Origin of the sequence: Paucimonas lemoignei (assembly GCF_004342585.1) — a bacterium.
Lineage (GTDB): Bacteria > Pseudomonadota > Gammaproteobacteria > Burkholderiales > Burkholderiaceae_D > Paucimonas > Paucimonas lemoignei.
In genome coordinates, this window is the sequence record NZ_SLZQ01000010.1 from 106,646 (window position 1) to 132,899 (window position 26,254).

Genomic DNA, 26,254 nt, shown 5'->3' on the forward strand with positions numbered 1-26,254 from the left:
TTCATGGGATGTCGTGTGACAAATTTGCTATAGCCCCCTCTCCAGCAGGGTCAGCTGCCTTCTGAATTCCGGCTTTAATTGATAAAGCTGTGCTGGACGATGGGCGCCGGTGGAAGTGAACGCCCCCTCTACCGGCTCCAGCATGTCCATCTCAGTCATCTTTCGTCGAAAGCTAACCTTGTTAAGCGACTCGCCCATCAACACTTCATATACCCGCTGCAATTGCGGCAGGGTGAAGTTTTCACCTGCCAGATAGCAGGGCAGTGACGAGTACTGGCTCTTGCTGCGCAGTCGAGCGACAGCAGTATCGACGATGGTCTTGTGATCAAATGGCAGATTTAAAGGTTGGTCGACACTTTTCAACGCGACATCGGGATGTCCGGATTTTTCGATGACATCAATGGAAACCAATGCATAATAGGCAATGGAGACAGACCAGCCGCGCGGATCGCGTGCCGGACCGGAAAAGGTGGCCAGCTGCTCCAGGTAAGGGGTGTCAATGCCGGTTTTATCTTTTAGAACGCGCAGCGCCGCATCGCGGGCATCCATATCCTCGGCGTGGATATAGCCGCCCGGTAGCGCCAGCACATTCTTATACGGTTCGCGGTTGCGTTTTAGGAGCGCCACCATGAGCTGGTCTTCCTTCAGAGTGAGGAGGACGACGTCCACCGTGCAAATGATTTGATCCACCTTGGCTCCTGTTCGGCCTGCCATAACTTCCTTGGCAGGCCGCTTAGTTTAAGAACGTTACTAAAGAAAGAATAATAATCCTGGCTACAGTAACGCTATTTCATAGATAAAAACAACGCGTTGAAAAAATCATAGCATACTTAGTTGCAACAGTAAACTAAGTGACCTATACTGGCATCACAACATCAGAAAAAGGGATGAACCATGAAACGCAACCTCCACCTGCTCGTGATCGACCCGCAAAACGACTTCTGTGATCTGCCGGAAAACTACCTGCCGGTTGATCCGGTGACAGGCGACCGCATCGCCCCGGCACTTCCGGTTGCCGGCGCCCATGCCGACATGCTGCGTTTGGCCGACCTGATCAACCGTGGCGCCGCAGGGCTGGCCGGCATCAGCGTGACCCTGGACTCTCACCACAGGCTCGACGTGGCACACCCGACGTTCTGGATGGATGGGCAGCAGCGGCCGGTGAATCCTTTCACGCAGATCACTGCCGCTGACGTGCGGGCCGGGAAATACCAGCCGCGCAATCCGGCCGCGCTGCCTCGCGTGCTGGCCTACCTGGATACCCTCGAAGCAGCGGGTCGTTACACCCTGATGGTCTGGCCGGTGCACTGCGAGATGGGCACCTGGGGGCACAATGTCCATGCCGATGTGCGTGCGGCGTATAACCGCTGGGAAGACAGCGCGCTGGGGATCGTCAACAAGGTCAGCAAGGGCACCAACCCCTGGACCGAGCACTATTCCGCCATCCAGGCCGAGGTGCCGGACGAGGAGGATGACAGCACCCAGCTGAACCGCGGCTTCATCGACCTGCTGGCAAAGGCAGACCGCATCTACATTACCGGCGAAGCGGGTAGCCACTGCGTGAAGGCGACCACCGAACACATCGTGGCCAATTTCGCCCAGCAAGACCTGGCAAAGCTGGTGCTGGTGACGGACTGCATGAGTGCGGTTACCGGCTTCGATGCCCAGTACCAGGGCTTCGTGCAGGACATGGCGGCGCGCGGCGTACAGATCGCCAGGGCTGCCGACGTGCTGCCGGAACTGCTGGCCAATGCCGGCCGCTGATTTTCATACTTAACCAGACTGTCCGGCGGCACGGCTGCCGGAATTGAATCAACCTTCGCATAAGACCAATGACTATGAACGCGATCGTACGAAGCCTTCTTGAAACCGACCTCTATAAATTCACCATGTGGCAGGCGCTGCTGCACAAGCACCCGGCGGCCCAGGCCGAGTACGCATTTGTGTGCCGCAATGAACCGGCCTATCCGCTGGCAGAGCTGAAGGCTGATGTCGAACGCGAACTGGACCAGCTCTGCACGCTGTCCTTCACGGACGACGAAATCGCCTACCTGCGCAGCCTGCGCTTCATCAAGAGCGATTTCGCAGACTTCCTGTCGGTATTCCGCTTCCAGCGCCGATTCATCCAGGTCACGACGGAAGGTCCAACCTTGGTGATCAAAGCGGCGGGTCCGCAGGTGCATGTGATGGGCTTCGAGATTTTCGTGCTGTATATCGTCAATGAGTTGTATTTCCGGCGCTTTGACCAGGAAGCGGCGTTGGCGGAAGGGCGCAAGCGTCTGGCAGACAAGATCAGCATGCTACGCGCTTTTGGCAAGGAGCCGGCCAAGCGGCACCCATTCGAAATTTCCGACTTTGGTGTGCGGCGGCGCTTCTCCGGCGCTTGGCAGGAGGAAGTGGTCGCTACCTTGGCGCGCGAGGTGCCGGAGTATTTCAAGGGCACGTCCAACGTCTACCTCGCCAAAAAGTACAATCTGGTCCCGATCGGGACCATGGCCCACGAGTACCTGCAATCCTTCCAGTCGTTCGGCGTGCGGCTGCGTGACTTTCAGAAAGCAGCGCTGGAAGACTGGGTACAGGAATACCGTGGCGACCTGGGCATTGCCCTGACCGACGTGGTTGGCATGGACGCGTTCCTGGCTGATTTCGATCTGTACTTTGCCAAGCTGTTCGATGGCTTGCGACACGACTCGGGCAACCCGGTAGAGTGGGGCGAGAAGGCGCTGGCCCACTATGCCAAGCTGCGGCTGGATCCGCACACCAAGCGCCTGGTTTTCTCCGACGGCCTGGATTTGCCGACCGCGTTTTCGCTGTACCGGCATTTCGCCGACCGCACGATGGTTGGCTTTGGCATCGGCACCAACCTGAGCAATGACGTCGGCATCAAGCCATTGAACATCGTGATGAAGCTCATGTCCTGTAACGGCCAGCCAGTGGCCAAGCTGTCAGATGCGTCGGGCAAAACCTTATGCAAGGACGAGACCTTCCTGGCCTATCTGCGCCAGGTCTTCAATCATCAGGTCAGTTAACCGGAAGAGGACACCATGCTGAAACTTGCCATTGCTCAGCTGAACTATATGGTCGGGGACTTTGCCGGCAATACCGAGACAACAATCCGCCACATGCGTCGCGCATCACAAGAAGGCGCTGATGTGGTGGTGTTTTCCGAGCTGTCGGTCTGCGGCTACTATCCGGGCGACTTGCTCGAGGATACGACATTCCTGGCCAGGATGGAGGCTGCAGTGGAAGACATTCGTCACGCTTCCCGGGACATGCCAGCACTGGTTGCCATCATCGGTACGGTGCGCCGCAATGCCGGCCCTGGCAAGCCGCTGTACAACGCCCTGCTGGCCATCCGCGACGGCGAAATCATCGCCGAGTATTACAAGCAACTCTTGCCGACCTATGGCATCTTCGATGAACGCCGCCATTTCGAGCCGGGGCCCGAGGGCGCCTGCATGCTCGACATCGCTAGTATAAAGGTCGGCTTCATCATCTGCGAGGATGGCTGGAACGACGAGGGTCGCGATTACGGTGTCAATCCTTTCGCCGCGCTGCGGGAGGCCAGGCCCGAACTCATCATCAGCATCAATGCCAGTCCGTCGGACATCGGCAAGCGCAAGCAGCGCCATGCCTTGTTCAGCGCGGCATCGATGAACAACAAGCTGCCGCTGTTGTATGTCAACCAGGTCGGTGGCCAGGATCAGCTGGTGTTCGATGGCGCCTCGTTTGCCGTCAGCCCGGAACAGGGGATCGCGTTCGAAGCGCAGCGCTTCACCGAGGATTTCCAGGTCATCGGCTTTGCGGGCGGGCGGTTTCTTGCCACCGATGGGGCCGCGTTGCCGGTGCCGGATCCAGTCGGTCTGTCCGTGCCCGAGTTCACCCGGCGCCAGATCGTCCTCGGCTTGCAGGACTATGCGCGCCGCTGCGGGTTTGCCAAGGTCGTGGTGGGGTCTTCCGGCGGCATCGATTCCGCATTGACACTCGCCCTGGCGGTGCAGGCGCTAGGGGCAGACAATGTCATCGCCATCACGATGCCATCGGCTTATTCCAGCGAAGGATCGGTCTCCGACTCGGTTGCCCTTTGCAACAATCTGGGCATCCGGCTGTACACCCATCCGATCCGCGAACTGGTCGAGACCTACAGTCAAGGCTTTGCCACGGCGTTCGATGCGCCGCTCATGGGCTTGCCGCTCGAGAATCTGCAGGCCCGCGTGCGGGGAACGATCCTGATGGAATATTCGAATGCCTTTGGCGCATTGCTCCTTACGACCGGCAACAAGAGTGAGATCTCGGTAGGTTACTGCACGTTGTACGGCGATACCAATGGCGGCCTGGGTTTGCTCGGCGATCTGTACAAGACCGAGGTATTTGCCTTGTCCCGCCATATCAATGAAGAGGCTGGCCGGGAAATTATTCCGGAAGCTGTGTTGACGAAGCCGCCCTCGGCGGAACTGGCCCCAGGGCAGCAGGATACGGACAGCCTGCCGCCGTATGACGTCCTCGACGAAATCCTCAAATGGCATATCGAGGGCGCGCGCCTGCCCGACTACGAGGCATTTGCCGCCCGCCAGTTCGTTGAAAATTTAATGACAACTCGGGATGGCAAGCAGTTGGTAGAACGGATACTGGGTATGGTCGCGCGCAATGAGTATAAGCGCCGGCAGGCGCCTCCTATCGTGCGCGTGCGCTCTCGCGCATTCGGCAGCGGCCGGCAAATGCCGATCGCCGCGAAGTACTGATTATTAGGAAGGGATGACTGCATGCATACTAGACAAAATGCCGACGTGGCGGTGCTGATCGGCCGTTTCCAGCCCTTCCATAACGGGCATGCCGCGCTGCTGCGCCGGGCACTGGCCACCGCACCGAAAGTCGTGGTGGTGCTGGGCTCCTCCTTCCATGCTAGAAGCGCCAAGAATCCGTTCACTTGGCAGGAACGGGCTGCAATGATCAGCACGACGCTGGCGGACGAGGAGAGGGAGCGTATTTCGTTCGTCGCCCTGCGCGATTACTATGAAGATGCGCGCTGGTCCAACGCAGTACGCGAGAAAGTTGCTGAAGCCGCACCTGGCGCTGGGAGGGTGGCGCTGATTGGCTACTTCAAGGATGCCTCCAGCTACTATCTGAACCATTTTCCGCAATGGGAATTGATTGCCGCAGAGATGGAGGAGGATATCGATGCCACGGCAATCCGGCGCATTCTGTTCGAGGCAGAGGATATCGATGTCTCAATGAAAGTCATTGAGGGCCTGGTGCCGGCGACAGTCCGGCAGTATTGGCGGGCATGGACGCTGCTGCCACATTATGCCGGCTTGGTGGAAGAGCACCGGCAGATTGAGAAATACAAGGCAGCGTGGAGTGCGGCGCCCTATGCGCCGATCTTTTCGACAGTAGATGCCGTCGTCAAGGCCGCCGGTCACGTCCTATTGGTGAAACGAGGCGGCTTCCCGGGAAAAGGGTTATGGGCTCTGCCCGGCGGGTTCGTCGAGCCGCGCGAGCGCTTACTACATTCAGCCTTGCGCGAATTGGCGGAGGAGACGCGGCTTGGGGTGCTGGCGTCAATGCTCGAAGGTGCACTGATTGACGTCAAGGTGTTTGATCATCCCGACCGCAGCCAGCGGGGCCGCACTATCACGCACGCACATTTCTTTGACTTGCGCGTGGAGCGCTTACCGGAAACTGAGGCGGCAGATGACGCGGCCCAGGCAGTCTGGACACCAATCGGCGAGTTGGCCGCCATGGAAGATATGTTCTTCGAAGATCATTTTCACATCCTTAACCACTTTCTGCGTCTGAAGGAGGACTGACTTGACCTCAATGCGTAACCGGTATTTGGGAGCAATGCTTGGGCTTGCCTGTGGTGATGCCGTCGGTACGACAGTGGAATTTTGTCCGCGCGGTTCGTTTAATCCGGTGACGGACATGGTGGGCGGCGGACCATTCGGCCTGCGGCCAGGCCAATGGACCGATGATACGTCGATGGCGCTCTGTCTTGCTGAGAGCCTGCTGACCAAGGGTGGGTTCGATCCTGTTGACCAGATGGTCCGGTACCTGAACTGGTGGAAATGGGGCTATCTGAGTTCGACCGGATCCTGTTTTGATATCGGCATGACAGTGCGCAGCGCCTTGGCCAAATTTGAGGTTTCTCGCGATCCTTACAGTGGAGCGGTAGATCCTCATAGTGCTGGAAATGGCTCGCTGATGCGGCTGGCTCCTGTCATCCTGCATGCGCATGGCGACATGCCAATGCTACTGGGCCTCGCTGCCGACAGCTCCCGGACGACTCATGGCGCGGCCGAAGCAGTGGAGTGCTGCCAGCTGTTTGGCGAAATCTTGAGCCGGGCGCTGTCTGGCATGCCAAAAGAAGCGCTTCTAGACAACATGCATTTCGTGCCGGCCGAGCCCAACGTGCGGCAGTTAATGTCAGGTGAATTCCTGCGTAAGGATGAAGACAGGATCCGCGGATCAGGCTATTGCATGGAGTCCCTGGAGGCAGCATTGTGGTGCTTCTACCATACCGACAGTCTTGAGGAAGCAGTGCTGCGCGCGGTCAACCTCGGCGATGATGCGGATACCACGGGGGCGATTGTAGGTCAGATCGCCGGCGCTTATTACGGCGTCGAGGCTATCCCGAGCCGCTGGCTGTCGACGCTGGCGATGCGCGACGATATCGAGCTCATGGCAGACAGCTTGTACGAGCGCTTTGCTTCGAAGGCGAAGTCATAATCATTATGCTAGTGCGCATATACATTCATCGATTCTAGCGGTGACTATTGAGGCTTCTAACGGGCCATTTGTCAATAGAGTAAAGCACCCGAATTCGCAGTTTATCGCCATTGAAATATCCCTTGTGTCACGCAAAAATTGGAGACTAATTAACTTTGTATTAAAGGGGGCGGGATGAAAAAACGCTTTAAGTTAAGTTTTCCGGAAGCTATGCGCAAGATTGCGGAGCGTGAAGGCGCGTATTTTGATAACGAACTCGGGGCATGGTTCATCGATGACGACGTTCCGAATTCCTTGATTGCATTTACAGAAAAAGAACTGCGTAGGCGAGATTATGCAAGCGAGGTAACTCCTCAATGCACGATTTGCGGATGTCGCATGGAGCTCACTCAAAACAGAAAAACAAAGGAACCATTTTGGCGCTGTGCAACGTACCGCTGCCCTGGCACGAAACCCTATGACGCATTAACTATAAAGACTTCTAGCCAAATGGGAGGCAATGTGCAGAGGTCGGAACCTGAATCATTTGAAAATAAGCACCGAGCTGAGATCCTGATACGTCGCGCAGTAGAATTGTTTCGCAGTGAAGCGCCAGCAATCAAGTGGCTAAAAATGGAGAAGATTGCTCTCAATGGACAAACTCCGCTTGAGGCAATTAAAACGGAAAAAGGTTGCGAAATCGTAGAGCGACTATTGGACGAGCGATTCGAGTGATTGAAATTAATTATCAAGTGAAATTGGAGCCCTTGATTGTTGCGGCGTACGATTTACCATCGTCCTAAATTCAAAGAGAAAAGCATGATAATCAAACTGGTCCGCCACGCAGAATCCCTCGCCAACATCGGTGCTGTCTTGCCGCATGAAGCGGGCGACGCAAAAATCGGTTTAAGTGACGCAGGCAGGCAGCAGGCGCTACAAGCAGGGCAATTGCTTGGCCATGACTTTGTCTCCAATGCCTTGGTATATTGCTCGCCTTATCAGCGCACACGCGATACCTTGCAGGCGATTCTGCAAGGAGCAAATCTTCAGCAGCCCAAAAAAACTTACGAAGATCCCCGCCTGCGGGAGGTGGAGCGAGGCTATCAGGAAGAAGGAGCGCAATTCGAACTCCGAAAAATTCATGGATGGTTCTATTATCGGCATGCTGGCGGGGAGAGTCCGGCAGATGTCTATGACCGCATATCGAGTTTCCTGGAAAGCATGATGCGTCAGGTGCAGCGCAAGGAAGCCGAGCAAGTGATGATTGTTACCCATGGCATGGTGATCCGTTGCTTCGTGATGCGCTTTCTACACCTGACCGTGGAGCAGTTTGAGTCCCTGGAAAATCCGGATAACTGTGACGTTATTACCATCGCCCATAAGGAGCACATACAAGACCCACTCTTTAGCTGCGGGCGATGGGCTGTTGCAGGAATGCGCTTGCGCAATTAGCTGCTCACCACGTAGCAGACCTGCTAGCTATTAGCCCTCCAGCGAAATAATCCGGAAGCCGCCATAGGATACGCAACGGTGGAGGCGTGATGACTGTTGCGTTGGCGTGGCCAATTAAGCCACCAAGTGCAAGTTAAAATAACTGATGCAGGTCTCTGGAAGTGGGACTGCGCAAAATTATTTTATCTTATAGCCTTCGTTTCCAACCTCTTGCGCGGAAATAGGGCTTTGACACTAAGGCAGTCCAGTCCATGGAAAATCCTGACCAGATCGTCTTTGATCGGCAAAAGCTTTACGAGGAAATATGGGCTGAACCGGTCGTCATTGTCGCTAGGCGCTATGGCCTCTCTGATGTAGGGCTCGCCAAGATCTGTAAAAAGCTAAGTATTCCGTTGCCTAGCCGGGGATACTGGGCCAAGGTCAAAGCCGGGCGAATCATGAAAAAGATCCCGCTGCCCGACCTAAAAGAAAATACTCCCACGAGCGCAGCGGTGAGCAAAGTGGATTCAGCGAGGAAGGCAGCGGAAGCGGCGGTCAAGCAAAAAATCCATGCCGAGGGGAATGGCCAGACGCAAATTGACGTTCCCGCTGAGCTTGGCAGCCCCCATCCTCTGGTAAAGGCGGCGAACAAGCGGCTCAGGCAGCGGGACGGCTGGAACGACGAAAGCGGCCTGCGCACCGCTCCCGATGAAGTGCTGAATCTTCGTGTTACGCCGTCCTCCCTGGATCGGGCATTGCTACTTACCGATACGTTGCTGAAGGAGTTGGAAAAACAGTCCGTGTCGGTACATGTGGATACCCAACGTAAGGAAACCGTCCTGGAGCTTGCAGGAACGCGGGTATCGTTTTGCATCACCGAGCAGGTCAAACGCACGCATCACCAGGACACGCCGGCAGAGACGAGGGCCAAGGAACGTTACTGGAAACAGCCTTTTCGGAATGTAGCAGATTATCCCCATACATCTCGCTATGACTATTTACCAACCGGAGTATTAACTATCTCGGCCGGCCGGTGGCCCACCCGGAACTGGAACGATACCGGCCGCACGCCGCTGGAAAAGCGTTTAATGGAGGTCTTGGCCGGGATCGTCGCGCTGATAGAGGAGACCGGGGCGAAAGAGGCAGAAGCAGCCAGGCAAAGGGAGGAGCGGCGGCTTCGGGAGGAGCGCTATGCATTTCTGACGGCACGGCGAGAAAGTGAAGGGAAGCGTTTTGAGCAACTGGAAGCGCAAGCCACGAACTGGGAGCGCGCGAGGCGCATTCGCCGCTTTGTCGCCGCTGCCGAACAAAAATCACTTGCTGAGGGAAGAGCTACACCGGAACAGCAGGAATGGATGGCTTGGGCACTGGCCAAGGCGGATTGGCTGGATCCATTGGTACAGGTGTCGGATCCGATTTTGGATGCTCCTGAGCCGAAGCGTCCCGGCTATTACTGAGGACAACCTCGGGGAGATAGTTAACAGTAATTCAGTACTTCTCAGATTGGGTCGCACTCAAAAGAACAATTAAATTAGATGTACATAAATGTGCTGTTGCAATCTCATTGCTGTGGCACAGCAATAGAACAACAATTGTCGTTTTATTGCTGTTGTACGACAAAATCGCAAAAATCACACGACGCGGATTCGCCGCTATATTTGAAAATAGCTCACCGCAATCGGCGCCCGGTTCGTCTGCCATGGAGCACGACACTGGCGGCAGAATCTGGCTCCATAAGGTTGGGGCGGCTCACCAGAGTTAACTTCTCATCTTCGGCTGCGACGTCCTGTGTCTTGCGCCGGCGCAAGTTTCATCTTTGAACTCTTCATATTCCGCTTCCTCCCATATTTAGGGGCCGGGGCGGCAACCCATGCTTTCAAGAACGGTAGAAGCGCTGTGCTTGCATGGCGCTACACTCATTCAGTGAACGCAATTCCAAAGGTACGGTATGTGCGGACGCATTACCCAACATCGGCTTCGGGCAGAATATGCCGCTGCTATCGGCTGGCCGGAAGATCATCGCAAATGGCTGGGCAATACTAATCCAGCGTATAACGTCGCGCCGGGAACATCGCCATGGGTGATGCATCACCTGAACGAGGATCAGGCTGACGAAATAGACCAGATTCACTGGGGTTACCGGCCAGCGTGGGCCGCTGAAAAAGGCATTCCCATGGCGATCAATGCCCGGATCGAAAAAGCCGCTACCGGTCGCTATTTCCGGCACATGTGGAAATCGGGGCGTGTGATTGTGCCCGCTGATGGCTGGTATGAATGGACAGGTGAAAAAGGCCACAAGCAGCCCTGGTATATCCGCCTGAAGGCCGACAAGCCCATGCTCATGGCGGCCATCACCAATTGGAAACCCTACAAGGAACAGCCAGAAGGAACCGGGTTTGTAATCGTCACTGCCGCGGCTGAAGCGGGCTTGCTGGACGTCCATGATCGCCGCCCGGTCGTCTTGGCACCGGAGGATGCCCAGCTATGGCTCGATCCTGATCTGCCGGCAGAGCAAGCGGAATACTTGGCACGGAATGTGGCAATTGGGCCGGATGCATTTGAGTGGTACGAGGTCAGTACGGCGGTGAACAAACCCGGCACCAATGGGCCGGAGCTTATTGCGCCAGTCTGACATGCCTTGGTATTCGACGGTCGAAGACCCACTTATGCCGTCCCTTGATCAAACACGCTCTTTGGCGTCTTCCCATATCTCGATACCTTCCTTGATGACATACAGGCCGATTCCCAATCTCACCACCAAGTCGATTTCTCGATAACCAAGCGGTCTTAGCCACTGCACGAAGCCTACCTGCCATATAAAACATGGCCACCCGGATTAAACACGACTGGAGGCAAGTCGGTAAAGTTCAGCTCACTCGAGCCTTTTTACTTCCACAAAAAGTTTACTTGGCTTCGACGCGATGAGCCGTATAAGTCCTATGCACCATAAGGACGGATACTAACGTGCCAGCAGCTTCGCGGCTGTCAGTGTGTGATCCAGTATTTCAGCCAGTGATACTCACCGGTCGAATACCAATAATAGATCGCTACGCAACACAAGAACATCGTCGCCACCAAGGCGTCGACGATTCTGATCAGCCAGCGCTGATGCGCGTGGCGTTTCTCTAGGTCTTCGTAAGGATCTTTGAACTTTGGCAGAAGAGCTGCGTGCTTGCTGAGGAGCAGATCAGTTTGCTTGTGAATTTCGTCCAGTATTGCCGTCAACGTGTTGTACTGGTTCCGCACCAGCAGATTCATGAGCGCCACAAAGATCACGCATCCGAGCATCGTCAACGAGTTCTGCCACTCGAAAAAGCCCTTCGGCGTCAACTTGCTGCCAATCAGGATGAGGGCGGCCGGGATCGCCAAGAGTTGGTTCTGGATGTCGGAAAAGACCTTATTTAGCTTGATTGTGTAATCGAGCTTGTGCGCTTTGACTTCGTCCAGCACCTTCTCGAACGAGAACTCGGCGATATAGAGGTCGTAGCTGTCCTGATATCGCTGAGCGAACAGCATGAAGTCCGACAGCAGCTTGGTGAATCGCGCGTCTTCCGCCGTGTCTTTCAGCAGTTCGTTCAGAATGACCTTCATGATTACCTTGCGCTGCTCTTTGTGCTTAGACGACGTCTCGAACATATCGTTTTCGAGATCTTTCACTTTAGGCACGTCGCGCAGGTGGGCTGCCTCGTATTTCACTAAGAGCTCGATCTTGGTCTTGTTCAGAAACACGAACTTCAAGTCAGAAAGCGACTCGTCGCAATAGTCAGCAACCTCGCGCAGGACCTTCAGGAGAGACAAGACCGCTTTATAGCGTCGCGAGCTGACGGTGTCTGTTTTCTCTGCACTAAAGTAATCATCCTCGGCGACGTAATAGGCTTCCGGTGGCACATACTTAAAGTTATGGCTCGCCAGCAGATGCGCCCACGTCGGGGAGAAAAACGCTGACTGGCCTACACTGACTTTGATTTCGACCTCGATCTCTGCGCCATCGACCACCTTCTTCATTGGAGGGGCCAGCAACCAGTCGAGCTCAGCCAGTTTAACCAGACTAGGCGTGAGCTCGTCCGTGACTTTCAGCTTCCCACTAAAGGATGCGCCAGCAAACTCGGGCTTGCCCAATGCCCGGTAGACTGTAATGGCGTGATCAAAGGCTGTAGTCATTACATTTCGGCTTCAATTGCTGAAATTAGCGCTGGAGGAAGGTCTGTTATGCGCAGTTCCTTCTTGATTTTATCGTAAAGCACACGGTTACCTATCAAGCCAATGTCAAAATTAATCGTGATGTCTGCATCTTTACCACCAATGCGCATTAATCTCTTGAACGTGGCCTTGTGCGGCTCGAATCCATCACCGATCTCGATCGCGTTGTGCTCGATGTATTCCTTGAATGCAGTCGGTTTCTGGTCGTCGAAGCGCATCGACAGCGCAGCCAGACTCACACCTTTGCTGTCGCGCGCCTGTTCCGAGAAGTAGTTAAAGGCCTTTTCCTTCATCTTTTTTGCTTCGTCCGCGTCCAGCTTCTCTGCGACGCAATAATCGCGGATCGCCTGGATCAACAAGCTTGTTTGCTCCTTGGACTCGACGAACTCGGCACAACCGAGGAAGTTACGGAAGTAGTCTGTGAAGTCCGCATCGGATTTTCCCTTTTTGACGAACGAAATATAGTTCCCGTCCGCAGCGCGCCAGTTAGGGACATTGATGCGCGCCGCCTCATGAAGACGGTCTACATCCAAGGAGAAGTTCTGGTTCAAGGTTAGGGTATTCTGATCAATGCCAACGCCACCACGCAGTTTTAGCAACACGATCATGAAGTAGGTCTTTGCATGCTCCTCGTACTTAACAAACAGCGCATAGCCGCCAGTGGCCAATGCCTGCTTGTCCATCTCGCGCACGAGCATAGTCATCGCTTGACCGGAAAACGTAAGCATATCCAGCTTGCCAGCAAGGTAGTCGCTAAGCAGACCGCTGAATGGGAACAGGCGGATGTCCGTCTCAAAGGTGCCGAACGCACGACTGGCCGTCGTGCCATACGTTTTGCGGGCTTTCTCGACGGCATCGGTCAGAATTAAGTCTATCTGAAGGCAAGCTGGCGCCAGAGTGAGCTTACCGTTCTGGTGACGATCTTTATTAATGCGATGGAGGATCGCTTCTTTGATTTGCATGACGGGTTTGTATATTGGCAATGAAAATTAATTGTATCGCCATATTTTGTTATTACATAGAAGAAACTATGTGATTTTATCCGTGTGTCGCTCCCACTTTACCAGCAGCTTCACGTCAAGCACATTGCAGAGTATCTGCTAGCAGCAGAACCATACTTATCGCCACCATCTCGGCTACCGCCCCCAGCTAACCGACGGGCATGACGACGTCTAGATTAAAGAAGAAGTGATGATTGAATACGGCGGGATCGAGCAGGCATGGTTTCCGCTGGCGTAGGGCAAATTAGCATAACAGGTGCGTCACATCTGATGCGAAGGTTTGCAATGGGCCGGAAGCAGACCCATCGATCTTAGATCCTAAAAAGCCCTATAAAGCCAAGGTGCGTTTCTTATGCGAGGTGATGGATACTTTAGCGTGCGAATGGGCAGCTACGGCGCGAATAAACAAGCTTGACCAGGCTGAGAGGAATTTACGTGAAACAAAGCGCCAAAATTTCTTGAATTTTTTGCTCGGTTCAGACGACCGAAAATCATTGCGATATTGCTTGCTACAAATACTGTTGATGATATCGTGCGTTACGAACTAATGCCGCTGTCCTAACCCGGGGAATTCGTTATCCGGTGGCGCGGAAGTTAAGACTGAATAACCAAGTGCTTACTTTGGGTGTTCATTATTTACGCTTGAGAGTCGGGCCAGCGAGTACACCAGTAAATTTGGAGCGACTGGCGCTGACTTGCTCAAATCTGGTGATGAAACTGTCTCTACTGGCTTCCAAAAAACTTTTTGCACGTCGAATACTTGCGATCTCCGACACCCGATGCCAATCTTTTTGTGGCACCAAATAAAAGTGAGCTAGATGCTGTTTCTTGAATCGTTGGCATCGAGTACTGAGTTTCATTTTAGGTTGAAAGAATTTGTAATTGATTGAAAACTTGGCGTCTCGGTATATCAACTTTAAACCGATTCTGCTGAGACGAAGCGGTAGAAATATTAGTGTGTAGAGCGTTCTATCATTTTATCCACCTTTCGGACACTGGCGTGACCTGAAGGTCAAAGTGCTGGCGCCAGATACACTCCTTTCTCTGGACGTTTTAAAACACAGGGCTAAAATCAATTGTCAGTTCTAGCAGGGCTTCATTGATCGGAACTAATTGCACTGCGCAAGCAAAATGATTTTAAATTTTGTGCCCGGCTCTCACAATGGAAATCGCTATGATTCTACTTGCGGCAAGTGCTGTTAATGATATCGTACGTTACGTCTTGATTTGGGAGAACGTGATTCATGACTAAACTTGGCAAGGTGTTTTTGGAAAGCTTGGGCGAAGGATGGGCCTTGTTCTGGCGAGTGGCTTTTTCGCCGGTTTTTGGCCTTATAAGCGCAATTGCGCCGTTCTGGAACCGTAACCACCAAAGGTGAGGTTCTACAGGGAGGCCTTTTGTCGAATTCTCCCTGTGAAGCTTCACCGATAGTGTTGATTTGCCTTTAAAGAGAGCTGAAGTACTGCAAGGGTGAGCTTCTACAGGGAGGTTTTTTGCCGAGCCCTCCCTGTAGGGTCTCACCGTTAATCTTTATCTAGTTTCGCAAGAGAGCTGAAGTGCTGCAAGGGTGAGGTTCTACAGGGTGGTCAGCACACACGGACATGTTAAAGGTGAGACTCTACAGGGTGGTCGGAGTGTAGCTAGAGACGAAAGGTGAGACTCTACAGGGAGGTGTTGCCAAGCCCACCCTGTAAAGTCTCACCTATCTCAATTTCTTTTTCGCTTTACATAGACTTGATCATGAAGCAGTGCAGGAAATCAAGGTCGGTCCTGGAGCAAATGAAATGGCACAAGAAAAAAGCGATCTATTTAAGAGTGCAAGGCAGAGGGGCGAGCAATATGTGCAAGCGGAATGGACTCGCCAGGAAAACCTGACCGTCGACGATGCTGCAAATATGAGTAGCAGTACTGCAAAGAGCATTATCCAGCGTCGCGAAGTCGGCGAAATTTATGCACTAGCTCGACCAGACTCAGAAGAGTGCAGATACCCGGCGTGGCAATTTCGTGCAAATCCTTTCCGCCTCGCAGCGGTGCTACGTCCGCTTATCAAAGCAAAAACAAATAGCTGGGTAATCCACAATTTTATGCTACGTCCAAGCACAATCTTGGGAGGACAGACTCCAGCAGAATTTATTGGAGAAGATTTTCGGCCAATTGACGCCGCGGTCACGGCTGCAAAATTGTCGATTCGAGGCGAGGAGCAGGGAGCGCTTTGACTGCCAAGCCATCCTTTCCTTGCCCAACCGCAGAAGCCATTGCGGTCACCAGTTCGAGCCTCAGCAATTTGCGCCGACGATTGCACCAAGTCTGCCGCACCTGCAAGTCGATCCGGGCATGCATTTCCAGCGCATCCCGAAGTTGCCGGTAGATCAGTTGAGGTGCTTCATACTCAGTCCAGTCCACCTGGATTTTTTTTCCTCCCAGCCCAACAAGATGTTTGCCCTGTTCGTGGTCTCGTACATCAAAAATGACCGCCTGCTTTAAGCCCACCATGTTGACTCGTGCCGACACGCCCCGAGGATCTTCAAAGGTCACGCGGCGAGGCAGTTCAGGCAAATCGAGAGTCCGACCGCCATGTGAGAATCTAATTGATAGCCTCTTGCTCGGCTGCCTATAAAGAATCGACAGCAATGTTTCGCCTAACTGGTGTTCCCGGCCCCGGGGCATCAGCTCCATCAGCGCGCGAGGCGTCAATCGCTGGATGGCGGCTACTTTCTGCAGAAGATGGTCTGCCTCTTGCCATGCCCTAGCTAGCGTCTTGTCCTCGTGTTGCGTTTGCTGATGGCGTCTTGGGTCACCGAGTGGTATGGGCACTCCCTTTGCATCAAATATTTGCAGTTGCCGGTCCGCTAACAATGAAACAACGAGCCAGAGCATGCCATCTGCTGTGTGATACCCATAATTAAAACGATTAGTCAGGCAAGGTGACAAAAACAATAATTGGATCAGTCGTTTGATTTCGTCGACTTTTTTCAAGACCTTTTCCTCACCAACCGGCTGCTGTGCAGGAAACAGGCCCACCATGAAAAAACAGTTATGTTCCCCCATCAGTCTTCTCCCCTGGTGCGCTCATCGGTAGCGTTAGCTTGCAAAACGGTATCGCGAAAAATATGTGCAGCAATCATCAACCCATGGAACCCTGCCATGCCCACTGCAGCATTCTGCACCGCGTCCTCGCCGCTTGCAGGGCAACTGGACACCAATAAATATGCGCTGGGCCTCCCACGGCGTTGGACGATGGCTTCGATCTGCGGGGTGCCGTTGTAGATTTTCTGAAAGAGATAAACAAGGTCCAGAGAAAATCCTGCTGGAGAAAGCCCGGGATGAAATGTTCTGCCAATGACCTGATCGATGGCACTCATCGGTGGCACAAATCCGGGCGCGGCGCGCAAAACGAGGTGAGTCAACGGTACACCGGCGCCATGGAGTAACGCGATCAATCCTTCGGCCAGATTTGGGCTGTCTAGGGAAATATAGTCACCGTCGGCGCAAGCTTGCCAAGAGCGGAGTCCATCCGTTACGACGTCAGTGTGCACATGCCCGGCGAGAAAACGCGACAACGAAAGAAACTTTGCCTGTTCAGCGCGTTCGAAAGGCGACCGTATATTCAGCTTCTGAAGATTCTGGAGAACGAAGAGAGGATCTTCAAGTAGCAGCTTTCTCCACTCAATCTGGGCTGCATACTGCCGAGACAAAATACATAGTGCAGACGCAGCAATATCCTGGATGGTGGTCTCGCCAATGCCATTGCGCGCAGCGATGGCTGGCAGCGTGAGATTGGCGGAGATGTCGCCAAGTACCGCGACTATCTTTTCGAAGGATATTCCGGGTTTGGCAAAGACATCCGGGCTTTCTGGCAGATCCGTGAAATTGAATTTGGCGCATATATCCGGAATCGGCAGCGCGCCCGCGCTGTCCTGCAATATCTTCCTGAGCGTGCAATTCCTATTTTCTGGGGATCGCGCAACCCTTTGCCGAAGCACTTCTCTGCTGAGCCCCGTGAGTTTCGCCACGACACCATAATTTAATTCGTGGTTCTTCAGGCTTCGATCAATCCCATCGCGCAAAGGCTGCTCAAAGAGATGCGAATACCAGCCCCAACCCATTTGGAAACTTCGATGCCCTGTTTCGACGGCGATTTCATCCAGGAGATTGATATCGATATCATGTCGCTCTACGATGAGTGCCTGCTCCACTTCAAATGACACTCCATGACGAAGGGCATGAGGGCTGATGCTGGTGTCGCCGCTGGCGGCTTTCAGTGCCCGTGACAGCATCACGTACGTTTTACCGTACTGATATACGCGCTTTCCGTTATGCGGATCTCCAAAGAGATAGTCATCGTGAAGTGCAGCCTCCAGGTCGCGACGCTGAACCCACCTCCTCAGCAGTTGTGCTGTTTCCTCGCTAGTGATGCGCCGGATGCGACGCGATGCCGGGCTCTTGCCGGATTTGCCTTTGGGACTAGGGGCAATCTCCAGTTCTATCTGGCCATCATCATAGGTACGTACACTGCGCAGGCAGAGACTGAATAGCTCTCCGATTCTCAAGTGCAGGTGATGGGCAAGTTCAAAGGCTAGCCTTACTTGCTGTGAAAGCCTTTCCTCCCCATGGCCGGAGCCAAGCCAATCCCGAATTGAGTCTGCTTCGTGATCCCAAAGAATATTGGCTTTGTGGACGCTGCGCACTTCCGATGCCAATGCTTGTCGCAATGGCGGCATGTCAAAGCTGTCAACGAGGTAGGCGTGAAATGCGTTCAGCGCCGAGGCCGCATGCAAATTCGAAGCTCTGCATTTTAATATTCGCTGGTAAGCGTCGATAATGTCAGTTAGTTTCCAGCACGGTATGGGGTCCTTGTGTGCTCCCAATTCCTGGAGAAGTTCAGAGGAAATCGCAGATACGTAAGCGCTAATGGTCGCAGGGCTAGGGGACGCCTCTCGCGGGGTTCCCACCGTCACCATGTGCAAGACCCAGCCAAAGATCGTGGCAGCGGCTGATCCTGCGTCACGCAGGTTTCCCGACATGGTTCCCAGGCTTTTTATCCAGTCGATCTTTGCCAAAGCCCTGGCCTTGTGTTTGTGCAGGTTGGCGATCGTCTTCAATTCAGCGATAACCCATCCGCCGCTACCCGCATCGTTGTATTGGAGTGCAGTATCAATGACCTGCGCTTGAATGCGATCAGCGTCATCTGCCGTGAGGTCGGAAGAGGTCTCCAGGAGCAGAGGGCGTTTTGCCACGCGCCGTGCATAGACCGAATCAGGCAGGGCACTCGCGGGTGCAAAGCGGGCAACGTGGCAAAACAACGGGCGGTGCAGCGACAGGAAGTGCCACGCTGTCATATCCAGCAGTAACCCTGCCAAGTGTCCCAATTCTGCAGCACCCTGGGTGCGCGTGGATCGGGTTCGCCCAAGAAGTGCATCGAATGCACTTAATGCCGCCGGCCATGTTGTCTGCTGATCTACCTGCACGAGCGCTAAGGTGGTCGCCGGATGAAGAAAGCGCCGATCCAAGTGGTCATCGCTGGCCTTCCAGCTGACCGCACACTGGTCGCCAATCCGTGACATGGAGTTGTTTGCTGCTAGCAAGCTTTTCAGCTCATCGATTGAACAAATGCCTTCCAGCCCGATGACACTGGCAATGGCGGCCGTTGTTGGTTCTCCTGAATGAAAGTCCCCTCGGTGAAAGGCAGTCAGGAACTCTGCAGCGCGGGAACAATATGCGTTGAGATCCGTCGACCGCGATGGTCTGGGAATCAAACGCCCGGATTCATCATCAGTGGCTTCGATTGGCGAAGCCAGCAAACACGGGGACTGCCGCTTGACGGCGCGTGGCCTGGACAGGTCTTGGCGCGATGTCATTTCTTCCCCCTCGATAGGCCAACTACAGGTTGCATCCCCAATTGCAGAATGATGCCGTTCTGTGCCGAGGTGATGCGCGAAAAACTGTGGCGCAGAACGAGAAGCGATTCGATGCAGAAGGCTTCCTGGCCCCGCACGGTATGTCTCATGAAGAGATCCACTTCAGTAGAAGGCAATCCGGCATGGCGGAGAGCGTTTTGCCAGAAATGGCGGCCATGATCCGGTTTTGTCTGCAATGCTGGTGGGGGCCACGCGGAAACATGACCTGAGCCTACGGGCACGACATCGTCATTGCGCATCATGAAAAACATGGGTACCGGAGCCTGATTGAGCACGCTGTTGATATGTCGGCGTATCCGGTTTCGGGGCGGTAGACCAAGATGCTCCAGGCGTGCGTCAAGGGCACGACAATGGGCGAACCAGAATTTTGCCTGTTCGCGAACCAGCGCGGGAATCGCAACTGGGCTCATCCCGGCCAGCATGCCCACACGCTTGTCCTGCAATTGCAGGAACGCTGAGTCCTCTGAAAAGCTTTCGGCGAAGAAGCGATAGATTCGCTGCGCGCGCCCCCCAAGTAACATGGCGAACCGGTCAGCACAGAGGAGGGCAAACGCGTTATGGTGTTTTTGCAGCGATGCCAGCGTATAACGATGGCCAGGTCGAAGCTTGTCGACTTCCTGGCACATCCACTCGTTTCTCCTGACTAGAAGTTCCCGGCTGGGCGTCACGGCTGAACCAAATCCTGGCCCCATTTCGGCGGGCGTAGGTTCTCCCCATCCTAGTGCGGCGAATAGTATTGTGGCTGCATGCCAGATTTCTTCTCGCTGTATATGAAGGTAGTAGTGTTTTGCGTGGCCGATCTTGGTGAAGTCGTTGGTGAGATAAGCTGCTACGGCACGGTCAATGCCGAGCCGGATGGCGATGGAGGCACGGGAGTGGATGAATCTCGCGAGGGAGGGGCAAATGCGTGCTGCAGGATTTAACTGGCTGGTCCGATGCCGGATGGGCAGTTGCCAGCTGCCGTCCGGGTCCAGATCACCGAGGTATTTGGCAGCAGGGTTTCCGCTGATGGCTTGCCGGAGTGCTTCCTGTACAAACTGGGGGAGGGGCCGGGCCACTTGCCTGGTAGCCGGCAGGCAATCGGGGTAGCCTGGAAGCGCTGCCCCGGTGACAATTTCACCAAGATCCGTTCTGATAAGTCCCTGATTAATGTCGATGGTGATCGTTGATGCGATGGGACTGGCCACGACCAAGGGGGCCTGGCAAGCCAGCTCCAGCGGCAATCCGAGGAGGAATGCCATGACTTGGAGAAGGGCTTCGTTGTCGCCGCTTTCCACTCTCGCGCGGAGCTCCGCGCCAGTTGCAGCAATCTCTGCCGCAGTCTGCTCCCCTAGGGAGCCGGCAGCCTTTCTTTCCGGGATGCTTGCCGTCGTCATTTGGGCGATAAAGTGCATTTCCACTCTCATGGAGAAGGCTAGGTTGTGCAAGTCATCGGCATCCAGCCCGCGCATCGCTTTCTCGGAAATCTTTTTCGTGCGGCGAAAGACTCGGCGACGCAAGTCCAGAGCGTTCTCGAGCTGCTTCGCGACAGATTCTGGTGCAGTGGGCTTACCCAGCCTTACTAACTGAAGGGCGACATGATCCCGAAAACGCTCGTGGGCAATAAGTGAAGCTGCGAGTTCTGCTCCCGCGGCATCTAGGCATTCCCGGGAAACATGGGGAAAGTCATGAGAAGAGAAAAGGCTCCAGCAGGGAAATTTGCCCTTGCGGTGAAAAAGGGCTAGCGGTTGAGACGCGCTGCGGTTTTCGGAAGTGGAGAACAGTTCGTCGAGACGCACGATGTCATTGATCACATCGCGCATTTCCTGGCCCAGGACATCGGTGTCCTGGGCATAGCGTTCAAGTGCCAGTCTGCAATGGGAGACCACCCTTGCCAGATTGGGCAGTTCCGGCGGCGCCGGAATTGCGTGAAGTAGGCGGGTCAGGATAACTTGGGGAGCAGCCTTGCCTTGCGTTGGCAAGCCAGGGCTGGGAGTGCCACCCATGGTGGCGGGTAAAACCAAAGACATATGTCCTCCGGTCGGGTTGGTGCGCCCGGCCGCGCGGTGGTTATCTCAAAATGAGGGCGCAATATCGCCAAGATCCCGGCCGGAGTACCTTGGTGTTGGCTTACGAAAGGAAGTGCGCGATTAGCGTCGAGTGATCAGGGCGATTGCCTGTCTTGCGAATGCGCTACTTGGTTAAACGATGAGCTTGCGGAGGGGTTTGACGTGGCTTGGGAAGAGGGCTATACGGAACCCAAAGCGTCACACAACCATACTGAGGGCTTGAAAAACTGAGACGCAAAGCCAAAGCTCACGTTTCGCACAGCCTCGTAAACCTACAAGCATGGAGATATGTTTGATGTGCTAGGTGGATTGCCCAGCAAGATTTGAATGAAACCAATTAAGGCTCAGACTTGGCCGGAACAAGGGTAGCTGTGTTCCCGTTTTGGCAATGAGCCAGGAGTTCTGATGCAATTGCCGGTTTCCGGCGTAAGTCGCTGTGAAAATAGCAACGAGGCAAAAATATCACGGATTTTGGCTAAGGGTCAATATTTTTGGAAAAGCGGGCAATTCTAGTTAAAAAATTGTGCCGTTTTTTGAAGTGGGCGCTGTGACAGGTTTTATTTTGAACAATTTATTCGGGGTTAATCTGTCACGAATGGCTAGATAAAAGCCCATTGAATTCAATCACTTGCGTGCGACAAAACCCGATATGACCAAATAAGCCCTGAACATGCCCGCTGTTTTTTTCGGCCTCCGAAGCCAGGTCGTGGGTTCGATCCCCGCCAGCCGCGCCACAAGTCCTCACTTACCGATAGCACGATCCTGATCACTCGAAATCCGCCGGATTTGGCGGATGCGCGCTTCTTATTTGCTTGGCCGACACAAAGCTGTCAAAACACTAGCGATTTACAGTCGGTACAATAGGGCTTTACCCCGTTCACTATTCATCGCGAGAGCGCCGCCACGCTTGCCTCTCGCCATTCTGACCAATTACATGCATTCCACCAGCCGCGATCAGACAGCAAGCTATATAGGCATTACCCTGCTCAGTATTGCCGTTTTCATCATCGATTTTTTCACCCGGGTGGGTATCGCCGAATGGGTTTTTTACCTGATCCCGGTCATCATGAGCGCTTTCCAGCGGCGCAAATATTTTCCTTTTATCGTCGCCGCAGTCCAGTTGGTATTGATTGCGGCCGGGTTTGTCGCCTCCCCGGAGGGCATCAATGAAAACATTGCGATGATCAACCGCGCCTTTTGCGCGATTTCAGTTTTTGCCGCGGCATTCCTTGCGCATCGCGTGGTGGCGGAGCGACTGACCGCGCAACGCCTGTCCTGGCTACAGCAAGGACACAATGAAGTGGCCACGAGTGTCCAGGGTGAACAGGATATCGACGAGACCGGCGACAACTTGCTGCGGGCGCTGGCAAGGTATGTCGATGCGCAGGTCGGCGTCTTGTACCGCATCGACGGCGAGCGCCTGGTGCTGACCGGGTCATTCGCCATGCAATCTGCCGCCGCTGAACTGCCGGTGCGGCATGGCCTTGCCGGCGAAGCAGTCCGCGACAGGGAAGCAGTGGTCGTGCGCGACATCCCGGACGGCTATATTAAATATGGCTCGGCCACCGGTGGCGCCATACCGCGCCAGTTGCTCATCGCGCCGCTCACGGCCAGCGGACAAGTGCAGGGTGTTCTGGAGCTCGGCTTTGCGGGGGAGGACCGCTCGCTTGAAAAAGAACTGGCGCTTGCCAAGGTGATTATGGAAACGGCTGGCATCGGCTTGCGCTCGGCGCTGTATCGACGCCACTTGAAGGAATTGCTGGAAGAGACGCAGCGTCAAGCGGAAGAATTGCAGGCGCAGCATGAAGAGCTGCGAGTGGCCAATGAAGAGCTCGAGGAGCAGGGACGCGTGCTGCTGGAGTCGCAGACCCGCCTCGAAAACCAGCAGGCGGAGCTGGAGCAGACCAATGTGCAGCTGGAAGAGCAGGCGCAGCACCTGGAGCGGCAAAAGGCCGAGCTGGTGCAAGCGCAGCGCGCCATGGAAATCAATGCGGAGGAATTGGCAAAATCGAACCGCTACAAATCCGAATTCCTGGCGAATATGTCGCACGAGTTGCGCACGCCGCTCAACAGCTCGCTGATCCTGTCGCAGATCCTGATCGAAAATAAGACTGGCACGCTGACCGAAGAGCAAGTCCGCTATGCGCGCACGATTCATGCCTCCAACAATGACTTGCTGGCCTTGATCAATGAAATTCTCGACTTGTCGAAAATCGAGGCCGGGCATGTCGATATTCTGCCGGAGCCGGTATCGATCGCCGGCATTCTTGAACCGCTGCGCCAATCCTTCGAGCCGATCGCCAAGGAAAAAGATCTCGCCTTTACCGTGGGCGTTGCCGCTGGCGCGCCGGCCACCTTCATCACCGACGTCCAGCGGCTGCAGCAAATCCTCAAGAACCTGCTGTCGAATGCGTTCAAATTCACCGAGCGCGGCGAAGTGATATTACATGTGGCTGCCGCCGCGAACGATTGCATCGCCTTTTCCGTGCGCGATAGCGGCATCGGCATTCCCGAGCATCAGCAGGGCGTGATTTTCGAAGCGTTCCGGCAAGCCGACGGCACGACGAGCCGTAAGTACGGCGGCACCGGACTCGGCCTGTCGATTTCGCGCGAACTGGCGCGCCTGCTCGGCGGCGATATCCAGGTGCAAAGCACGCCTGGTCTGGGCAGCACCTTCACGGTGGTGGTGTCGGCCAATCTGGCTGCCGCCACAGGGGTTACCGTGGAGGAGCGCCCGGCGGCCTTGCCGGCGCCAGAGCCGGAGCCGGCAATGGCCGAGGCGAATAGCGTCGATGGCTTCAAGGTCGTGCGTACCGATGCCGTTGTCGACCATGGCGGGCGTCAGGCAGCAAACGCTGGTCTCGCGCCGACAGCTGTTGTGCCAGCGGCAGACTACAGGCTGCAGCGCCAGCACGAGCGGCTCATTCTCGTGATCGAGGATGACGAGCGTTTTGCATCGATCCTGCGCGAGCTGGTGCAGGAGCTGAAGTTCGATTGCGTCGTTGCCGCCAACGGCGCGGAAGCGATACGGCTGGCGAAGGACATCAAGCCCAACGGCATTTTGCTCGATGTCGGCTTACCCGATCAGTCGGGCCTGAGCGTGCTGGAGCAGCTCAAGCGCGATCCTGTCACGCGCCATATTCCGATTCATGTGGCGTCGGTCGATGACCATATCCAGACGGCGCTGGAACTGGGCGCAGTCGGCTACGTATTGAAGCCGGTGGCACGCGAAGAATTGATCGAGGCGATCGCCAAGCTGGAAGCAAAGTCGCAGGAGCGCGCCCGCCAGGTGCTGGTCGTCGAAGACGATGTCACGCTGCGTGAAAACATCGCGACGCTGCTGCAGGCCCAAGACGTGGAAATCACCACCGTCGGCACGGTGGCGGATGCATTGCAGCGCCTGTCGGATAGTACCTTCGACTGCATGGTCATGGACCTGACGCTGCCTGACGCCAGCGGCTATGACTTGCTGGAAAAAATGGCGGCCGGCGGAAAATATTCCTTCCCGCCCGTTATCGTCTATACCGGCCGCGTGCTGACGCGCGATGAAGAGCAGCGCCTGCGCCGGTATTCCAAGTCGATTATCGTCAAGGGCGCGCGTTCACCGGAGCGCTTGATGGATGAAGTCACCCTGTTCCTGCACCGCGTCGAGGCTTCCATGCCGCCCGACCAGAAACAGTTGCTGCTGCAGGCGCGGCAGCGCGACGTGCTGTTCGAAGGGCGGCGCATCCTGCTGGCGGAAGACGATGTGCGCAATATCTTTGCGCTGTCGAGCGTCTTCGAACCCTTGGGTGCCAAGCTGGAAATTGCCCGCAATGGCAAGGAGGCGCTGGTGTTGCTGGAGCGCGACCGCCATATCGACCTGGTGCTGATGGACTTGATGATGCCGGAGATGGATGGCTTGACCGCCATGCGCGAAATCCGTAACCGGCCGGAACTGGCGCGATTGCCGATCATCGCCCTGACCGCGAAAGCGATGCCGGACGACCGCAAGAGCTGCCTTGATGCCGGCGCAAACGATTACATCGCCAAGCCGATCGATGTCGAGCGCTTGATTTCGCTGTGCCGCGTCTGGCTGCCGAAATAGGAGAGCGCATGCCGGACCGCAATGCCGTCTTCGATATCGAACTCAAGCTGCTGCTGGAAGGGATTTACCTGCGCTATCAGCATGACTTTCGCCACTACGCCGTGGCTTCGCTGCGGCGGCGCATCCTGCAGGCGATGACGCGCTTTCAGTGCGATACCGTGTCGCGGCTGCAGGAGCGGATACTGCACGAGCCGGTGATCTTTGCGCAGATGCTGCAGTATTTCACTGTGCAGGTCAGTGAAATGTTCCGCGATCCGCAGTATTTCAAGCGCTTGCGCGAGCAGGTCTTGCCGATCCTGGCGACCTATCCCTCGGTGAAAATCTGGGTGGCCGGCTGCAGCACCGGCGAAGAAGTGTGGTCGCTGGCGATCATGCTGGAAGAGGAGGGCTTGCTCGATCGCTGCATCCTGTATGCCACCGATATCAATCCGGAAGCGCTGAAAGCGGCGGAAGCCGGCATCTTCGCGCTCGACCGCATCGCGCAATACAGCGCCAATTACCAGCGTGCGGGCGGCAAGAAATCCTTGTCCGATTACTACACGGCGGCCTACAACGGCGCGATCTTCGATCGCCGCCTGCGCCGCCACATGGTCTTTGCCGATCATAGCCTGGCGACCGACAGTGTCTTTTCCGAGGTCCATCTCGTCTCGTGCCGCAATGTGCTCATCTATTTTGACAAGCAGTTGCAGAGCCGGGCGATCGGACTGTTCGTCGATGCGTTGGTGCACCGGGGCTTTCTCGGCCTGGGAGCGAAGGAAAGCCTGCGCTTCACCTCGCATGCGGATAAATTTTCCGAGTTCGCCGCGAGCGAGAAAATCTATCAGCGGCGTTGATGGGAAAAAACGGGAATAACGGAAAAGCGA

Annotated in this window: 18 protein-coding genes; 12 read left to right on the forward strand and 6 right to left on the reverse strand. The window is 55.2% G+C overall.

What is annotated here, in order from left to right; all coding sequences use genetic code 11:
• Positions 1–27 precede the first annotated feature (27 nt).
• Positions 28–690, reverse strand: coding sequence for an NUDIX hydrolase (locus tag EDC30_RS14875; protein ID WP_132259637.1), 663 nt, complete (start codon positions 688–690; stop codon positions 28–30).
• A 204-nt stretch (positions 691–894) separates the two neighbouring features.
• On the opposite strand from EDC30_RS14875, the gene EDC30_RS14880 reads away from it, so the two are divergent.
• From EDC30_RS14880 to EDC30_RS14920, 9 genes are all read left to right on the forward strand, one after another.
• On the forward strand, positions 895–1,764 hold the full coding sequence (locus EDC30_RS14880; RefSeq protein ID WP_132259638.1) for a cysteine hydrolase family protein: 870 nt from the start codon (positions 895–897) through the stop codon (positions 1,762–1,764).
• A 74-nt stretch (positions 1,765–1,838) separates the two neighbouring features.
• A complete protein-coding gene (pncB, locus tag EDC30_RS14885) occupies positions 1,839–3,029 on the forward strand; it encodes a nicotinate phosphoribosyltransferase (protein WP_132259639.1) in 1,191 nt (396 codons plus the stop codon).
• A gap of 15 nt (positions 3,030–3,044) precedes the next feature.
• A complete protein-coding gene (locus EDC30_RS14890; protein WP_132259640.1) occupies positions 3,045–4,742 on the forward strand; it encodes an NAD+ synthase in 1,698 nt (565 codons plus the stop codon).
• Positions 4,743–4,763: 21 nt separating this feature from the next.
• The gene (locus EDC30_RS14895; protein WP_132259641.1) at positions 4,764–5,807 is read left to right on the forward strand and encodes a bifunctional nicotinamide-nucleotide adenylyltransferase/Nudix hydroxylase; all 1,044 of its coding nucleotides are present in this window, start codon (positions 4,764–4,766) and stop codon (positions 5,805–5,807) included.
• 10 nt (positions 5,808–5,817) lie between these two features.
• Positions 5,818–6,726 (forward strand): ADP-ribosylglycohydrolase family protein, encoded by a 909-nt coding sequence (locus tag EDC30_RS14900; protein WP_132259674.1) that lies wholly within the window; start codon positions 5,818–5,820, stop codon positions 6,724–6,726.
• Positions 6,727–6,900: 174 nt separating this feature from the next.
• Positions 6,901–7,440, forward strand: a complete 540-nt coding sequence (locus tag EDC30_RS14905; RefSeq protein ID WP_132259642.1) for an MbcA/ParS/Xre antitoxin family protein — start codon at positions 6,901–6,903, stop codon at positions 7,438–7,440.
• An 84-nt stretch (positions 7,441–7,524) separates the two neighbouring features.
• A complete protein-coding gene (locus tag EDC30_RS14910) occupies positions 7,525–8,157 on the forward strand; it encodes a histidine phosphatase family protein (RefSeq protein ID WP_132259643.1) in 633 nt (210 codons plus the stop codon).
• Positions 8,158–8,408: 251 nt separating this feature from the next.
• Positions 8,409–9,593 (forward strand): hypothetical protein, encoded by a 1,185-nt coding sequence (locus tag EDC30_RS19625; protein WP_207907294.1) that lies wholly within the window; start codon positions 8,409–8,411, stop codon positions 9,591–9,593.
• 491 nt (positions 9,594–10,084) lie between these two features.
• Positions 10,085–10,768, forward strand: coding sequence for an SOS response-associated peptidase (locus tag EDC30_RS14920; RefSeq protein ID WP_132259644.1), 684 nt, complete (start codon positions 10,085–10,087; stop codon positions 10,766–10,768).
• Between the two features lie 353 nt (positions 10,769–11,121).
• On the opposite strand, the gene EDC30_RS14925 is transcribed toward EDC30_RS14920, so the two are convergent.
• Positions 11,122–12,297 (reverse strand): hypothetical protein, encoded by a 1,176-nt coding sequence (locus EDC30_RS14925; RefSeq protein WP_132259645.1) that lies wholly within the window; start codon positions 12,295–12,297, stop codon positions 11,122–11,124.
• A complete protein-coding gene (locus EDC30_RS14930) occupies positions 12,297–13,298 on the reverse strand; it encodes a nucleoid-associated protein (protein WP_132259646.1) in 1,002 nt (333 codons plus the stop codon). The genes EDC30_RS14925 and EDC30_RS14930 overlap by 1 nt, the downstream gene beginning before the upstream one ends.
• 1,824 nt (positions 13,299–15,122) lie before the next feature.
• Here EDC30_RS14930 and EDC30_RS14935 point away from each other — a divergent pair.
• Positions 15,123–15,554, forward strand: coding sequence for a hypothetical protein (locus EDC30_RS14935; protein ID WP_132259647.1), 432 nt, complete (start codon positions 15,123–15,125; stop codon positions 15,552–15,554).
• Here EDC30_RS14935 and EDC30_RS14940 read toward each other — a convergent pair.
• The 3 genes from EDC30_RS14940 to EDC30_RS14950 are packed head-to-tail and all read right to left on the reverse strand — an operon-like array spanning position 15,505 to position 21,265.
• Positions 15,505–16,386 carry a hypothetical protein gene (locus EDC30_RS14940; protein ID WP_132259648.1) on the reverse strand — a complete coding sequence of 294 codons (882 nt, stop codon included), beginning with the start codon at positions 16,384–16,386 and terminating at the stop codon, positions 15,505–15,507. The genes EDC30_RS14935 and EDC30_RS14940 overlap by 50 nt on opposite strands.
• The gene (locus EDC30_RS14945) at positions 16,386–19,196 is read right to left on the reverse strand and encodes a tyrosine-type recombinase/integrase (protein ID WP_132259649.1); all 2,811 of its coding nucleotides are present in this window, start codon (positions 19,194–19,196) and stop codon (positions 16,386–16,388) included. The genes EDC30_RS14940 and EDC30_RS14945 overlap by 1 nt, the downstream gene beginning before the upstream one ends.
• A complete protein-coding gene (locus EDC30_RS14950; protein WP_132259650.1) occupies positions 19,193–21,265 on the reverse strand; it encodes a hypothetical protein in 2,073 nt (690 codons plus the stop codon). The genes EDC30_RS14945 and EDC30_RS14950 overlap by 4 nt, the downstream gene beginning before the upstream one ends.
• Before the next feature lie 946 nt (positions 21,266–22,211).
• Between EDC30_RS14950 and EDC30_RS14955 the strand changes: the two genes are divergently transcribed.
• Complete coding sequence (locus tag EDC30_RS14955; protein ID WP_243656805.1) at positions 22,212–25,391, forward strand: response regulator; 3,180 nt, start codon at positions 22,212–22,214, stop codon at positions 25,389–25,391.
• 8 nt (positions 25,392–25,399) lie between these two features.
• Positions 25,400–26,224 carry a CheR family methyltransferase gene (locus tag EDC30_RS14960; protein WP_132259652.1) on the forward strand — a complete coding sequence of 275 codons (825 nt, stop codon included), beginning with the start codon at positions 25,400–25,402 and terminating at the stop codon, positions 26,222–26,224.
• The last annotated feature ends 30 nt before the right edge of the window (positions 26,225–26,254 follow it).

Bases quoted from the DNA above. Each gene is read 5' to 3' on its own strand.
- EDC30_RS14895 (WP_132259641.1), top strand. From the start codon at position 4,764: ATGCATACTAGACAAAATGCCGACGTGGCGGTGCTGATCGGCCGTTTC.
- EDC30_RS14940 (WP_132259648.1), bottom strand. From the start codon at position 16,386: ATGGGGGAACATAACTGTTTTTTCATGGTGGGCCTGTTTCCTGCACAG.
- EDC30_RS14950 (WP_132259650.1), bottom strand. From the start codon at position 21,265: ATGTCTTTGGTTTTACCCGCCACCATGGGTGGCACTCCCAGCCCTGGC.
- pncB (WP_132259639.1), top strand. From the start codon at position 1,839: ATGAACGCGATCGTACGAAGCCTTCTTGAAACCGACCTCTATAAATTC.
- EDC30_RS14935 (WP_132259647.1), top strand. From the start codon at position 15,123: ATGGCACAAGAAAAAAGCGATCTATTTAAGAGTGCAAGGCAGAGGGGC.
- EDC30_RS14900 (WP_132259674.1), top strand. From the start codon at position 5,818: ATGCGTAACCGGTATTTGGGAGCAATGCTTGGGCTTGCCTGTGGTGAT.
- EDC30_RS19625 (WP_207907294.1), top strand. From the start codon at position 8,409: ATGGAAAATCCTGACCAGATCGTCTTTGATCGGCAAAAGCTTTACGAG.
- EDC30_RS14960 (WP_132259652.1), top strand. From the start codon at position 25,400: ATGCCGGACCGCAATGCCGTCTTCGATATCGAACTCAAGCTGCTGCTG.
- EDC30_RS14925 (WP_132259645.1), bottom strand. From the start codon at position 12,297: ATGACTACAGCCTTTGATCACGCCATTACAGTCTACCGGGCATTGGGC.
- EDC30_RS14880 (WP_132259638.1), top strand. From the start codon at position 895: ATGAAACGCAACCTCCACCTGCTCGTGATCGACCCGCAAAACGACTTC.
- EDC30_RS14920 (WP_132259644.1), top strand. From the start codon at position 10,085: ATGTGCGGACGCATTACCCAACATCGGCTTCGGGCAGAATATGCCGCT.
- EDC30_RS14905 (WP_132259642.1), top strand. From the start codon at position 6,901: ATGAAAAAACGCTTTAAGTTAAGTTTTCCGGAAGCTATGCGCAAGATT.
- EDC30_RS14930 (WP_132259646.1), bottom strand. From the start codon at position 13,298: ATGCAAATCAAAGAAGCGATCCTCCATCGCATTAATAAAGATCGTCAC.
- EDC30_RS14910 (WP_132259643.1), top strand. From the start codon at position 7,525: ATGATAATCAAACTGGTCCGCCACGCAGAATCCCTCGCCAACATCGGT.
- EDC30_RS14890 (WP_132259640.1), top strand. From the start codon at position 3,045: ATGCTGAAACTTGCCATTGCTCAGCTGAACTATATGGTCGGGGACTTT.
- EDC30_RS14945 (WP_132259649.1), bottom strand. From the start codon at position 19,196: ATGACATCGCGCCAAGACCTGTCCAGGCCACGCGCCGTCAAGCGGCAG.